The organism is Sutterella faecalis, from assembly GCF_006337085.1.
In the GTDB taxonomy this organism is placed as follows: domain Bacteria; phylum Pseudomonadota; class Gammaproteobacteria; order Burkholderiales; family Burkholderiaceae_F; genus Sutterella; species Sutterella faecalis.
The window spans coordinates 782,312-796,515 of the sequence record NZ_CP040882.1 but is presented as its reverse complement, the minus strand read 5'-3'; the positions used below and the strand labels follow the sequence as shown (position 1 = coordinate 796,515).

Below are 14,204 nucleotides of genomic sequence, written 5' to 3'. Positions count from 1 at the left end.
AGCGCAGCGCGCGGTGCATTCGCCTTAACGACCCACCATCTCAACGGTGCTTCAACCGTTGAGTTATCTCTTGGGCTTCAACTTTTCCTTGGCTGCTGCAATACGAGCATTGATTGCTTTCGCTTCTTCGATCTTTCGGTTCAGTTCCTCCCGTTTCGCCATCGCTTTCAGAGCCGATCTCCTTTGCATTTCGTGCCAGGGGCTCTTTTGCGTCGTTTCTGAGTCTCCTTTCTTTTGACGCCCCACTTCATCAACGCGGTGATTCAGTGTCTTGGCCGTTTCTTCCGGTGTTGCGACTGACATTTTCAATTTCGTTCTGTCGTGTTCCGTGAATTCGAGCACGTGGTAGCGTTTTCGGATTCTCGGCCCCTCTTTGGTGATCCGCTTGCGATGTTCAACCTCGTCGCACCAGAGGATTTCCACCCGCCCATCGGCATACTCCAGCAGATTGCACTCAGTCTTCATCATTGCTCCCCTCATGGAGCGGCCCACCCCGACAATCTGCAGTGTCTTGCTGCCGTAGGACACCGTCAGGTTCCTGCTGATCATACGTGTATGCCATCTGGCAAAGATCTGCTCAATGCGTTCTTTCGTTTCCTCCAGCAGCGGCGCGTGGCTATCCTTAGAGTCAGCGGGAGCAATTGCGAATTCTTGGTTATAGCTCGCCAGCAATTCCGGCATTCGTGAATTTGCTTCCGCCATATTTCTGATGCCCAGCACACGGAACTCTTTTGGCCATCGTCCCTGCAGCGTGCTGAATGTTCGCTCGACCCGCCCTTTGGCTTCTGGCGAATTAGCCCGTATCCCCGTTACCCCCAACTCCCGACAGACTCTTTGAAATTGTGTTTCCTCGGATTTTCCGCTCTTCGAGGGATTTACTGGGGCAAAGATGGAATGTCTGTCGCTGTACAGAGCCCATGGAATCCCATATTTTTCAATGTACTTATTCAGCAACTGAAGATATCCTTCAGATGTTTCTGTTGGATAGAAGCCGGCGACCATGATGCGGCTTGTTGCGTCATCGACAAAGATGAGAAGCGCGTAGCTGTTATCGTCTCCGGTTCCCTCGAACCATGGATGCGGACTGCCGTCAATTTGAATCAGTTCCCCAACGCTCGATCTGCGGCGGCGCAGCTTATGCGCGGTCGACCTGCGCTCCTTTGGAGTTTCTTCCGGACGAAGTGTTGTCAGGATTCGTCGTACCGTTTCAACGGAGACCTCAATACCCTCAATGAGCAAATACTTATGCAGGAGGGTTGCCTGGAAGCCCTCATATTTGCCTGTTGCAAACTCGATGATCCTCGCTCTGATCTGCGGATCGAGCTTATTGGCCGGAACACGATTCCCTTGACCGGTATGTGAGGGCAGCCGACCTGTCTCTCGCCAGTTCTTGAGATGCCGCATAAACGTGCTGCGAGGCATCTGCATCAATGTCTTGGCATCCTCAACGCTATAGAGATGCCTTTCGTAGCCTTCAAAAATTTCCTGAGGTGTCAGCCGAGGGATTTCGGACTCAACAACAGAAGGGCCCCGAGACTTTCTTGCTTGTTTCGACATAGCAGTCTCCTTGGTAATTAAGCCGAAGGGATTTCGACTTAATATCCAAGGAATACATTATGTTAAGAGGAAATACCATTGTCGATATTCAGCATATTCAGTAGTCTCATGCAGAGGTATCCTGTCTTATTGCTGTGGTATCTCATCTCATTTCGTCATGGCATCGGGTCCCATTCATTTGTATGCAGTTCTGCCGCTGGGGCAAGTAGTCTCAGTGCAGAGGTAAAGCTGACCAAGAGTGGTATGCCGTCTCATTCAGAGCGGTTTGCAGTCTCAATCCCTGTGGTAATCCATCTCTCTTTACGGAGGTATCGGGTCTCAGTGGTAATGGGTCTCGTGGTAGCGGAGGTATCCAGGCCAACAGGATGTTGGTATATCGTCCCGGTCAGATACGGTATATGGTCTCAAATCCTTGGCGTATCACGTCTCAAAGTCGTTGGCTAAACAGTCTCGTTTACGCTGACCGTTAACAATTTATGCGGTGTTGATGTTCAGGCACTGCGGCAGAAAGTACAATCCTTCTCTGACAACCATTTCCCAAGCCATTCAACGCTAACGTGCCGGCTTCAGAAGAGTCTGCGCCAATGTCTGAATCCAAAGAAGATAAGCCCAAGCCCGCTCAAGGGTCTTCCGTTCCTCCTCAGCAGTCCGCTACGGTGAAGCCCGCTCGCTCGGGCATCCGCACGCCCCCTCAGCCCCAGGCGCCGCAGGTGCGCGTCTGCGCGCTCATCCCGGTTTACGATCAGCCTGCGAAGCTTGAGGGCGTTGTGGCGCAGCTGCGGCAGCTTTCCCTTCCGGTGATCCTCGTCGACGACGGGTCTCATGAGCCGACAAAGAGCCTCTGCGACCGGCTGGCAGCTCCCTTCGTGAAAGTGATTCATCACCCGGTCAATCAGGGCAAGGGCGCGGCCGTCATGACGGGATTCAAGGCGGCGTCGCGTTTGGGCTACACGCACGTTCTGCAGGTCGATGCGGACGGACAGATTGATCTCGCGGTGCTCCCCACATTGCTTAGGCTCATGCAGAAGTATCCGGCGTCTCTCATCTGCGGGTATCCGAAATACGATGCGAGCGTGCCGAAGTCCCGCCTCTGGGGACGAAAGCTCACCAACTTCTGGTGCGCGGTGAACAGCCTCTCTCTTTCGATTGAGGACGCGATGTGCGGCCTCAGGATCTATCCGGTGGCGGCAGCGCTCGATGTCTGCGAAAACGCGAGGCTCGGCCGCCGCATGGATTTTGATCCCGAAATTCTCGTGCGTCTCCTCTGGGCGGGCGTGCGTCTAAAGTACGTGCCGGTGGCAGTGACCTATCCCGCGGACGGCGTAAGTCACTTCCGGCCCTTCGGCGACAACATGCGCATCAGCTGGATGCATGCGAAGCTCTTTCTCCAGATGATTACGCGCTTTCCCATCATCATCTGGTCGCGCGCCTTCGGGCGCGACCCGGTCTGCCGCCGTGAAGGAGTGCCGAAGCCCGGCGTGCAGAAGCCCCAGGAAGCGAAGCCCGCTCGTCCCGGAAGGCCCCCGCTTGTTGATCCGGAGCGCGCCCGACGGGCGACTCATGCCGCGCAGGCGGCTCAGGAAGCTGCCGAACGCGTGCGGCTTGCCGCCACGGGGAACGCCGCTCAGGCTTCTCCCCGCAAAGCCGATGACAGGCCTTCATCTTGATCGTGCTGATCGTTCGGGCCTCTTCTTTTCATAAAACTTTTTTCTCCGACTCATGCCGCCTCACGATCGACCGGAATGGCCGCTCCTCAGGGAGCGCACGAGCACCCTCGGGATCCGGATCCTTCTGGCCGTTCAGAAGGTGCTCGGCGACAAAACCCTGCGGCTGATCCTGAAGCCTGTTCTGACCTCCTACTGGCTTACGAGCCCGAGATTGAGGCAGGTTGTCGGGGCCTATCAAAGGCGCGTGGAGAAGCTCGCGCCTTTTCTCTCGCGCTTCGGGAGCCCGGAGCCCGGGCTTTTCTCCGGCATCGCGCAGCTCGAACACTTTGCGCTCGCGATCTTTGAGAAGTTCGCGGCGTTGTCGGGAGAAGGCAAGAAGTCCGCGCGTCTGGATGTCGTCGCTGAGGAAATATTCAGCTCGGACGGAAAAACTTCCGGGGCTGTGATCCTCACTTCCCACACGGGATGTCAGGAGCTTCTCATGACGAGCTCCTCGGGCTTTACCGAGCACGAGATTGTGATCCTGCAGCATACGGCGCATGCCAGGAAATTCAATGACCTTCTTGCAAAAGCAGGCGCGAAGCCCCCGCAGGCGACCTTCTTCGAGATCGGTGAGACGCTCTCTCCGGCCCTCGTGATGGAGCTCTCGGAACGGGCCGCTAAAGGCGCGTACATAATCCTCGCTGGAGACCGCGTGCCAATGGGGTCGGATGCTGCGGCGAGCGTCAGTTTCTTGGGGGATCCGGCACGGTTTCCGACCGGAGGTGCGCTTCTTTCGCTTTTGCTCGGCATCCCCTTGAGGATGATGGTCTGCACGCGTCCGGATTTGAAAGAGCGCCGCTACCGCGTGCGCTTTTATTCACTCTGCGAAAAACCGCCCCGCGTGAGGAGAGCTGCCCGGGACGCGTGGCTCGAGAGAATGGCGGCTCTCTATGCCGGAAGCCTCGAGGCGGAGCTCCTAAGGTCGCCCCTCGACTGGGCCAATTACTTTGATTTCTGGGAGGACTTCCGAAAGTGAAGCGACTTCAAAAATTTCTGCGCCTTACGCTTCTTTCATTCGCGGGGGCAGCTCTCATGCTGGCGATTTCCGCAGCGGGTGCGGCTGAGGTAGATGCGGGGTCTGGTCTTCCGTCCTATGAGGAGCTTCCCGCGCAGGCGCCCGACGAGGCGCTCCTTAAACCCCTTGCCGCGAAGTCCCTGAAAGGGCGCTTTGAGGAGCGGCGCACGCTTCCCGGGTTTCCGAAGCCGATGGTAACGACGGGGGTTTTTGAGCTCACAGGAAAGATCCTCCGCTGGGAAGCCGAGAAGCCTTTTCCCTCGGTAATGACTGCCGGGCCCGACGGCGTGGTGATGGAGGCGGCGGGAGAAAGACAGGTGCTTTCAGCTGCTGATATTCCGGCTGTCGGCAGGGTGTCGGAACTCCTTTCCGGAGTTTTCTCCGGGAATTTTGCAGCGCTCAAGGAAGCGTTCGATCTCAGAGCTGAAAAGCTTTCGGACGGAAGTGTTCGAATCGCGGCGCGCCCGAAGTCTCCTGAGCTCGCGAAAGTCTTGGGAGAAGTGAGGGCAAAGGGAAGGAGTTTTGTTGAGCGGATCGAGGTGGTGTCGGCTCAGGGAAGGACGGAGATTCTGTTTTCGGATGTGCGGGTGGAGAACAACTAAATTTGCTACCATTTCCATTCGATCGACTAAATGCTGGTCTTTTCCCCGCGTGAGTGGGGGTGTTTCCCAAACAAATCCTCAAAGGACAGATCCGTCCTCCTTTTCCCCACGTGAGTGGGGGTGTTTCTGTCGAAGGGGCGGCTGCCTTCAGTCATGCCATGTTTTCCTCGCGCGAGCGGGGGTGTTCCTAGCAACGATGGGGTTTGACCCATTCGTTCTTATTTTCCCCATCTCGGTGGGGTCGTTTTTCCAGCATTAGTCGATCTCTTCTCCTCGAGCGGCAGATTGATTCAAGATAGAAAACTTCTTGATCAGGGTTTCCACTCGATGCGTAATCCGGATGACGGAAGCAGAACTTGATCGCTCCTAGACTTTTTATTTAGCCTCAACTTCCAGAACCGCATGACTCTCGTTCAAGATCCAACAGGATTTTGATCATTACTACCGAAAAAACTTAAAAAATTTCATTGCGTCGCCGGCGCTTTTCTTGTACACTCGAGAGTAATATATTACTCTCGCAATTTAACTTCGAATGTTCCTGAATTTCACGGTCCCGATACCCAGGCTCAAAGGAAAAATCAGTCGGCAAGGCACTAAGAGCGGAACGTACATCCACTACGTTCTGGAGCGCAGCTACGACCCGAAAAAGAAGCACACGGTGCCCAAGCGTGTGCTAATCGGAAAATGCGTTGGTGAAACCGAGACCATGGTTCCGAATGAAAATTTCCTGGTCTTTTTCCCTGATGCCGTTCTCCCAGAAGTCCGGGAGAGCGCCAGGCGCTGCAGCACGCTGATGGCCGGCAGCTACATCGTCATAGCAAACATCGTGCAGACGTACGGCCTCGGCAAAATGCTCCAGAAGCATTTCCTTGATCGAGCTGGGCTGGTGCTGGATCTGGCCGCCTACATGATCATTGAGGAAAGGAATCAAGGGCAGTACTACCCGGACTACGCATATCGACATCCGCTCTTCTCGAAAGACATGCGGATTGCGAGCGACGCCGCCATCTCGAGCTTCCTCGCCAACGTCAGCCCGGACCAAATTTCAGGCTTTCTGAACGACTGGAACGCAAAGCGCGATCATCGCTCACGGATCTACATTTCCTATGATTCAACTAATAAGAACTGCCAGGCGGGAGATGTTGATTTTGTTGAATTCGGCAAGGCCAAAGTCGATCAGGGATGCCCGATTTTTAATCTTGCCGTCGCCTACGACAAAACCAATCAGGTGCCGTTGTTCTATGAATGCTACCCTGGCTCCATTAATGACGTCAGTCAGTTCAAATTCCTTGTAGACAAGGCAATTGCGTACAACTACAAGCGTATTGGCTTCATCATCGACCGAGGTTATTTCTGCAAGATCAACATCGACTACATGGATGCGAATAACTTTGAGTTCATCATGATGGTTAAGGGCTGCAAGGCACTTGTGGCCGAATTGGTCGACAGGCTCCACGGCACTTTCGAAAATCGCGTCGACGCCTCCCTGCGCGAGCATTGCATCAGCGGCACAACGGAAAAAATGAAGATTTTTCCGGAAGACTCACGGGAGCGCTACTTTCATGTCTTCTTTAACCCCATGAAGATGGCGACGGAGCGGCGCGATATAGAAAACGCGCTGACGCAGATGCAGAAGAACTTCGACCAGTGGGTCGGCCGTGAAGTGGAGTTCGGATCCCCGCATACAGATTACTTCCAGTGTCACTACGACGAAAAAGGCCGCTTCCTTTTTGCCGAAGAGAAGAAGAGCATCATCGAGCATGCTTATTCGAGATGCGGATATTTCTGCATCATTACCTCCGAGAAAATGAGCGCCAGAGACGCTTATCTGCAGTACCGAGGCCGCGACGCCTCAGAGAAGCTCTTCAGCGCAGACAAATCATTCCTGGGCAGCAAGAGCATGCGGGTACACTCCGCAGAAGCCGTAAGAGCCAAGATTTTTATTGAATTTATTGCTCTCATTATTCGACAGAGGCTCTACAACCTCCTGAAGGATGAGATGCTCCGCCTGCCGACAAAGAGGAACTACATGACGGTTCCTGCGGCGATCCGGGAACTGGAGACAATCGAGCTGGTGAGAATCAATGACGGCAGATATCAGCTTGACCACGCAATCACGAGGACGCAGGAAATCATCCTGAAATCCTTTGGCATGACGAAGGACAAGGTTATGTCGCAGGCCGCCGCCATCTCTGCCGCGCTTGCCGGAAAGAAAGACAGCATGGAGGACGTCGAGGATCTGGAACCGATTGGCGAGGAGGAGAATGAAGATGCCGAAGCGTAAGTCGCTGGCTTCGATTGAGAAGCAGATCAAACTGACTCAGCAGCGGTTGCTGAAGGTCAAAACACGTTACGAGAAGCTCGGGGTAAAGCTCATCGAACTCAACAAGGAAAAGACGCTGCGGCAGGCCGAAGTGATTGCGGAAGCCATGGCTCGAAGCGGTAAGACCATGGAGGAACTCATGACCTTTTTAAGTCGCTGACTGACCGTCCGAAGTCGCGAGAGTAATAAACGGCTGGAAGTTCAGGTTTAGTTGAGGTGCTTTTCAGCACTTCTCAGCTGGATCAAAAAGGAAAGGAGACATCATGAAAATCACTCGTCGTCAGCTTCTGGGCAGTGCAGCCGCCACGGCTGCGGTCGTTGCCGCCCCTGCGGGCGTGGCTGAAGCCGCAGTCGTCGAAAAGAAAACGGATCTGGTCATCATCGGCGCAGGTCTCGGCGGTCTTGCCGCAGGTTTTGCTGCTGTCCGCAAGGGCGTGAAGCCCATCATCCTTGAAAAAGAGGACTTCCTCGGCGGCGCCGGCCTTTTCCCTGAAGGATCGCTCGGCGTCGGCACCCGGTACCAGAAAGAGCATGGGATCCATACGACCGTGCAGCAGGTGCTGGATGCGGCGCTGCAGTATCACCACTACCGCTGCGATCCGTCCGTCCTTCGCGTGCTGATTGAGGAGTCGAAGGAAACCATCGACCAGATCCAGGATCTCGGCATAGAGTTCCGCGGCATCCGTACGATGTACGACAAGAATGAGTCTCTGATGACCTGGCACCTGTTCAAGGGCGGTGCGGCTGGCGTCATCACCAAGTTTGTGAAGGAAATTGAATCGCGGGGCGGCGAGATCCGCAAGCGCACGCCCGCGACGAAGCTGATCGTTGACCAGGGACGCGTCGTTGGCGTGGAAGCTTCCGGCCCTGACGGCAAGGTCATCATCCATGCCCGCAAGGTGATCATCGCCACGGGCGGCTTCGCAGCCAACAAAGAGATGCTGGCACAGAACGTGTTCGACTCCTCCGCGATCGGCATGGTCGAACCGATCTGGCTTCGCGGCCCGGTCGTCGACGGCCGTACGGGCGACGGCATCCGCATGGCTCAGCTTGTGGGTGCAGGTCTTGCCGGCATGCATACGGTGGCAGGTAATGCACCGTATCTCCCTGATAATCCCCCGATCAAGCAGTTCGGGGAAATCCCGGAACTCACGCAGGGGCGCTGCGCGCTTGCTCAGCCCTGGCTCTGGGTCGATCACACCGGCAGAAGGTTCTTTAATGAATCGCGCGGCTCGGTTTTCGTTGATGTTTACAACGCAATGACGAGCGCCGGCGGTGTCTCCTACACCATTTTTGACCAGGAAAAGATGGATCGCCTGATCAATAAGGGTGCCGTGCTGCCCTTCAACGCGATCGTCCTCGCGGGTACTCCGTTGAAGGAGCTCCCCAAGACCTGGAAGGTTGGTATGGAACGCGGCTGGGCCTTCAAGGCGGATACGATCGAAGAGCTTGCGCTCCAGATCGGCGTGCCTCCTCAAAACCTTCTCGACACGATCAAGAAGCAAAACGGGTACGCTGAAAAAGGTGTCGATCCGGAATTCGGCAAGAAGCCGGAGCACCTTGAGAAGTTCAATCTGGAGAAGGGACCGTACTATGCGCTTAAGGCGATCCGCTGTTTCTTCCTCACGCTTGGCGGCGTGCAGGTGACGCCTCGTTTTGAAGCGAAGACTCCTCAGGGCGACGTGATCCCGAATCTTTACGTTGTTGGCCAGGACATGGGCGGCCTCTACGACTCTTCGTACGACCTTCGCTGCGAAGGCTCGGCGTCGTCCTTCGCCATGACCTCCGGCCGCGTGGCGGCGCTCAACGCCCTTGCGGATATTGAGAAAGGCATTTAATCGGTATTTTTAAGTAGAATCAAAGACCTCTGCTGAAGTATTTCGGCAGGGGTCTTTGTTTTTATGGCCGCACAGTTCCCGATTATGAGTGCTTCCTCGACTTCAGCCTTTATCCAAGCATTCGCAAGCGACAGGATTTATGCTTCTTTGCCCTGGCTGCTTGAGCCTGATGATTCTGCTTTCGAGGCTTTTTTCCTGAATTGTCCTCTGAAGGAAATTTCCGCTCATCAGATCTTCTTTTTCGGAGGTCAGCGGCAGGTTTTTTATATCGAGTCCGGATTGATAGCCACGTGTTTCGGCAGAGGCGATACCTTTGATCGCATGGCGAGCCTTTTTCGACCCGGTACTCTTCTGGGGGCACCCAAGGCCGTGCTGCATCCCGGGAAGGATATGCCTCTGATGGCGCTTGCATTGTCCCCGGTATCAGTCAGGGTCATGGAGGAAGCTGCCTTCATCAAGCTCCTCGAGCAGGATAGGGATCTCAAGCTCAGGTACCTTATGAGTCTTGCGAAGCATCACGAACGTCAGATCGAAGGGCTCCTCATCTGCGGCGTCGATCCTTTGCCTCTTCGACTCGCAAAGCTCCTCATTGTGCTTCTCGAACTCGTCCCGGAGGATGCAGATGCGGCCTGGAAGCGTCTTACCATCGATGCACGCGTATCGGAAGTTGCCGAACTGATTCATGCGACGCGTCCCGCAGTGAGCAAAGTGCTCAATGCCTGGGAGAAGCAGGGGCTCCTCAGACGGCAGGACGGAAGGCTTGAGCTCGCCTGCGATTTCCCGGAGCGCATCCGGGGACTTTTGATTCAGGATGAGTAACCTCAAAACAGTTCAGCCGCCCGAAGGCGGCTGAACTGAATACAAAAATCAAGCAGATGGAGCGGTATTAACGGTAAGCCGCCTCAAAAATCGCCACGGTGTCTTCAAAAGTCAGTGCCACCGGGTCCTGCTCAAAGAGCATGCCGCCGGCAGAGCGGGCTTTTTCAGCAAGCGCCGGAATTTCTTCACGCGTGACGCCGTAGTCGCTCATGCGCAGGTTGTCGACGCCGCAGGCGACCTGAAGGTCATGCAGCGCGAGCAGGAAGTCCGCAGGATGAACGGCATCGCGCACGCCCAGGGCCCTGGCGAGTTCGACAAAGCGGTCGGAACGGGCGCCCGTCTTGATCATGTGACCGAAGTAGGCAAGCGAGAGCATGATGAGGCCGGCGCCGTGCGGGAGATCCTGATGGAAGGCGGAAAGCGCATGCTCCATCGAGTGCTGGCTCGTGAGACGTCCGCAGACCATGACGTAGCCCGAAAGCGTGTTGGCAATCGCCATGTGTTCGCGGGCTTCATAGTCGGAGCCGTCGCGGACGGCACGGGCGAGGCCTTCGGCGCAATGGCGCACGCTCGCAAGCGCATACATTTCGGAGAGATAGTTGGGGCGTTTCGTAACGTAGCCTTCGATGGCATGGAAGAGCGCGTCGAAGCCCTGATAGGCCGTGAGCATGGGCGGAACCGAGAGCATCAGTTCGGGGTCGACGATGGCGATCTTCGGCAGAAGCGTCGGATGGCCGATGCCGCACTTTTCCTGCGTGACCGGATTCGTGATGACGCCGCCCGCATCCACTTCCGAACCGGTGCCGGCAGTGGTCGTGATGGCCACGATAGGGATCGGCGTGGCAGTGATCTGCTTTCTGCCGCCCTGGCCCTGCTGGACGTAGTCCCAGATGTCGCCGTCATTCGTGGTGCAGAGCGCAATCGCCTTGGCGCAGTCCATCACGGAGCCGCCGCCCAAACCAATCACGAAGTCGCAGCCTTCTTCCCGGGCGCGGTTGGCGCCGGTCATGACGGTGGTCGAGAGGGGATTGGGTTCGACGATGGCGAGATGCACCCATTCAATCTTCTGCGCATCAAGAGCGGCCGTCACGCGGGCAAGGGCGCCCGAACGCACGACCGAGCCGCCGCGCGATGTAAGGAGCAGTGCCTTTTTGCCCGGCAGCTTTTCCGTGCGAAGGGCATCGAGTTTCCCCGGGCCGAAGATGAGTCGGGTGGGCGTCTCAAAAACAAACTGCATCAAGAGTCTCCTCGTTTTGAATTGGGGCTGAGCGGTCGGATGCCGCAGCAGTCGCGATGCCGGGCGGCTGTAGCCGGGAATACAAGATCCCCGAAACCGTCAGGCATAAAAGACCATTTTACGACGCACGCGCGTTTTGAAAACGTCCGGAGGAAAAAGGTGGGAACGGAAAAACGCTGTAGAGGGCCATCACTTCCGCGCGAAGACAATGGTGCCGCTCGATTGGATGTCTTCAGAGTCGCCGATTTTCTTCCAGGCGAATTTGAGAGAGAAGCTTTCTTCAGACGAAATGCCGACGGGACATTCAAGCTCGAGCGCAAGCCTCATGCCGGGCGTTGTAACCGCACGGAATTTGAGCGTCTTCACCTGCGTCGCATTAAAGTCTCCGCTCACGTGCGCATAGGCGCGGAAAGCCTTTTCGACCAAAAGAAGCTGGGCCACGCCGGGAAGAATCGGAAGACCGGGAAAGTGCCCCTTGAACCATTCGAGTCCGGGGGAAGCTTCGAGCCGCAGGCGCAGATGCCGGCTGTCTTCCTGAACTTCATCGCTTTCCAAAAGCCACTCCGGGCGGCGCGGGTCAAAGAGGCTTTCGAGGGCCTTTACTGTTGTCTTTCCCTGAGCATTTGCAGGGAGTTCGTCGACAAGCCGCCAGCGTCTGGGAATCGATACTGCCGGAAGATTCCGGCCAAGTTCTTCGCGAAGCTTTCGCACTGCGGCAGCCTTGCCGTCGGCGAGGAAAATGTCCTTGAGCTGAGGAGAGGGCTTCAAGACGGCCGCGAGCGCTTCGCGCCACCCTTCTCCGAAGGCAAAGACTTTCGCTTCGCGTGCGAGCCCGCCCTTTACAAGAAGCGCTTCCACTTCAGGGAGCGCAACGCGCTTGCCTTCAATCTTGACGATTCGGTCTGCACGGCCGAGGAGCGTAAACCCCGTGTCGTCCAGGCGAATGCGGTCAGATCCGTCATTCCAACCTTCATGATCAAGGTGGCGTCCAGAAAGCGTGAGGAGTCCCTCTCCCTCAGGAAGCACGCGGCCGTCCTCGAGACGCACGCCTGCAGTGATGCCTGGGACGGTTTTCCAGGGCGGCGTTGAGATTTTCCCGTCACTTTCGAGATCCCTCCGTCGCCAGGCGATGCCGCCCGTTTCGGTGGAGCCTAAGACTTCCATGGGGAAAAGCCCGAGCGCTGCGCGTGCGACCCGGGCGCCTTCATCATCGAGCGGGCCGGTGGAGGAAAAGGCGAGGATGACGCAGTCTCTCGCATCCTCAAAAAGCGTTGGATCCGTAAAGCGCTTCAGGTGCGCAGGAGCCGCAATGACGACTGCGCGATGTCCGCGGGCCTTGGCTTCCTTGAGAGCTTCCTCCAGATTTTCCGGGTAGTGAAGGCGCTTTCCGACGATGAGCGCTTCCGTCGAAAGCAGCGGCCAGAGCGCCCGGAAGAGGAGTCCGTAAATATGCTGCGCGCTCACGGTGCCTAAGACTTCAATGGCGCCAAGGGCTGATGTTCCGCCAGGGATTCCGGCATCAATTGATTCGGGCTCCAGAAAAGCCTGCTCGAGGCGCTTTCTGCAAAGCTTTGCCTTTCCTGTGCTTCCGCTCGTGAGGAGAGACAGAAGCGGCGCTTTGTCGTCGAGCAGACCGAGATCATGAGGGGCTTCCAAGGCATTGAAGTCCGAGGTTCTCTCCACCGGCGAAAAGAGGTGCACCACTCGCTTCCCGTCATCCATTCCGATGGCGCCGAGTGCGAGGAAGGTTTTGTCGAGCGCAACGCCGGAATCCTCAAGGTGCTTCAGCGTGCCGGGGAGAATGTCTCCGGGCAGGATGGCATGAACGCCTGCCGCCCAGAAGCCGAAAAGTGCGGGGAGAAGTTCGAGCGCATCTTCCGAATAGAGCACCGCATTTTCGCGAGTGTCGGGTGGAAGCGCCAGCGCCGCATCACGCCAGGCGGCAGTTCCCGCGAGAAAGCCTCTGAGCGTCAGCACGCTTCCATCGGAAAAAATGCCGATGGGCCGTTCAGAAGGCTGGAGGGTAAGAATGCGGGAGAGGCGGGTTTCGGAGGTCACGGCGCTGCAGGCAAAAGAGTTGAGTCGCACCCGTTATTGTGCCTCAGGGATTCCGGAAAGATTAGCGTCGAGAGTACAATGGCCCAGGCTAAACTCAATAATCCATAATAAAATATGGATTATTGATAACAATCTATCTTTAATGATGACTAAAGCCACCCGTTCCACCCTGCTTCCCAGGAAGATTGCAGAGAAGCTCCGCATCGCGGGAGAACAAATCCGTCTGGCGCGTCTTCGCAGGAACTTCACGATTGCGCTCGTCGCGGATCGCGCGCAGTGCTCCGAGCTCACGGTAAGCAAGATTGAGCGCGGAGAGCCCACGGTGTCCATGGGCGCCTACCTGCGGGTGCTTTATGCAATGCAGCTTGCAGACGACATCGAACTGCTGGCGAAGCACGACCCCCTTGGGAGGGATCTGCAGGACCTGAAGCTGCGAAAAAGGGCGTCCTCGAGGTAGAAATCTGTGGGTGTCCTGGCTATTCCCTTGGGGCGGCGCGTCGCATGCGGATTCTGCGGAGCAGAAACTCCCCCGCAAAGAGGATGCAGATGAGGACATAGCTCACGCACCCGTTCCAGATCATCCAGAGTCCGCGGTCTCCATAGAGCACCGTGGCAAGCGCGACACTGCCGTTGAGGACGAAGAACCCGCACCAGACCTTCGTGACGCCGCGGCACCAGCGGACGCCTTCGGGCGGGAGATCGGGCGTGCGGAGTCTCGCGAACTTTTCAACGATGGGCGTGGAGGATAGGGATGTGCCGAAAAGCCAGAGAAGAAAGCCGTTGACCGCGACCGGATAAAAGAGCATCGGCTCCTCGGCATCGAGAATCGCCGAGAGTGCGGAAAGGACAAGCGCAATGGCGGCAAAGCCGAAGTTCTTCCGCGAGGGCGACATGAGCGCCCGCAGAAGCATGATGCTAGCCAAGGAGAGCGCTACGGGCAGGATCCCGAAGCGGCTTAACCCCCACCAGGCCCAGAAGGGATAAAGGCAAATCAAAAGGGCGGCAGCGCCGCCCGTGATGACTTTCAGAAGTCGGGATGCCGACAT

Annotated in this window: 13 protein-coding genes; 8 read left to right on the top strand and 5 right to left on the bottom strand. The window is 56.6% G+C overall.

What is annotated here, in order from left to right; translation table 11 throughout:
• Positions 1–63 precede the first annotated feature (63 nt).
• Complete coding sequence (locus FG381_RS03175; RefSeq protein ID WP_139687003.1) at positions 64–1,557, bottom strand: ISNCY family transposase; 1,494 nt, start codon at positions 1,555–1,557, stop codon at positions 64–66.
• 584 nt (positions 1,558–2,141) lie between these two features.
• On the opposite strand from FG381_RS03175, the gene FG381_RS03170 reads away from it, so the two are divergent.
• The 6 genes from FG381_RS03170 (at position 2,142) to FG381_RS03145 (ending at position 9,044) form a co-directional block, all read left to right on the top strand.
• Positions 2,142–3,224, top strand: a complete 1,083-nt coding sequence (locus tag FG381_RS03170; RefSeq protein WP_139687504.1) for a glycosyltransferase family 2 protein — start codon at positions 2,142–2,144, stop codon at positions 3,222–3,224.
• Between the two features lie 52 nt (positions 3,225–3,276).
• Positions 3,277–4,242 (top strand): hypothetical protein, encoded by a 966-nt coding sequence (locus FG381_RS03165; RefSeq protein ID WP_139687503.1) that lies wholly within the window; start codon positions 3,277–3,279, stop codon positions 4,240–4,242.
• Positions 4,239–4,883 (top strand): LolA family protein, encoded by a 645-nt coding sequence (locus FG381_RS03160; RefSeq protein WP_139687502.1) that lies wholly within the window; start codon positions 4,239–4,241, stop codon positions 4,881–4,883. The genes FG381_RS03165 and FG381_RS03160 overlap by 4 nt, the downstream gene beginning before the upstream one ends.
• Positions 4,884–5,415: 532 nt before the next feature.
• Positions 5,416–7,167, top strand: a complete 1,752-nt coding sequence (locus tag FG381_RS12715; protein ID WP_228025634.1) for an IS1634 family transposase — start codon at positions 5,416–5,418, stop codon at positions 7,165–7,167.
• A complete protein-coding gene (locus tag FG381_RS03150; protein WP_139686989.1) occupies positions 7,154–7,366 on the top strand; it encodes a hypothetical protein in 213 nt (70 codons plus the stop codon). Before FG381_RS12715 ends, FG381_RS03150 begins: the two co-directional genes overlap by 14 nt.
• Positions 7,367–7,469: 103 nt before the next feature.
• Positions 7,470–9,044 (top strand): FAD-dependent oxidoreductase, encoded by a 1,575-nt coding sequence (locus FG381_RS03145; protein WP_174857852.1) that lies wholly within the window; start codon positions 7,470–7,472, stop codon positions 9,042–9,044.
• 102 nt (positions 9,045–9,146) lie between these two features.
• On the opposite strand, the gene FG381_RS12535 is transcribed toward FG381_RS03145, so the two are convergent.
• Complete coding sequence (locus tag FG381_RS12535) at positions 9,147–9,422, bottom strand: hypothetical protein (protein WP_165697818.1); 276 nt, start codon at positions 9,420–9,422, stop codon at positions 9,147–9,149.
• Between the two features lie 21 nt (positions 9,423–9,443).
• On the opposite strand from FG381_RS12535, the gene FG381_RS12530 reads away from it, so the two are divergent.
• Entirely contained in the window at positions 9,444–9,863 is a 420-nt protein-coding gene (locus FG381_RS12530) for a helix-turn-helix domain-containing protein (RefSeq protein ID WP_165697817.1), read from the top strand.
• A 67-nt stretch (positions 9,864–9,930) separates the two neighbouring features.
• Here FG381_RS12530 and FG381_RS03135 read toward each other — a convergent pair whose 3' ends face one another.
• Both FG381_RS03135 and FG381_RS03130 read right to left on the bottom strand, forming a co-directional pair.
• Positions 9,931–11,100 carry an iron-containing alcohol dehydrogenase gene (locus FG381_RS03135; RefSeq protein WP_139687499.1) on the bottom strand — a complete coding sequence of 390 codons (1,170 nt, stop codon included), beginning with the start codon at positions 11,098–11,100 and terminating at the stop codon, positions 9,931–9,933.
• A 189-nt stretch (positions 11,101–11,289) separates the two neighbouring features.
• Positions 11,290–13,158, bottom strand: a complete 1,869-nt coding sequence (locus FG381_RS03130; RefSeq protein WP_165697816.1) for a hypothetical protein — start codon at positions 13,156–13,158, stop codon at positions 11,290–11,292.
• A gap of 142 nt (positions 13,159–13,300) precedes the next feature.
• On the opposite strand from FG381_RS03130, the gene FG381_RS03125 reads away from it, so the two are divergent.
• On the top strand, positions 13,301–13,615 hold the full coding sequence (locus tag FG381_RS03125) for a helix-turn-helix domain-containing protein (RefSeq protein WP_226960344.1): 315 nt from the start codon (positions 13,301–13,303) through the stop codon (positions 13,613–13,615).
• A 19-nt stretch (positions 13,616–13,634) separates the two neighbouring features.
• Here the strand turns inward: FG381_RS03125 and FG381_RS03120 are convergent, their stop codons facing one another.
• A complete protein-coding gene (locus tag FG381_RS03120) occupies positions 13,635–14,204 on the bottom strand; it encodes a COG4648 family protein (RefSeq protein WP_139687498.1) in 570 nt (189 codons plus the stop codon).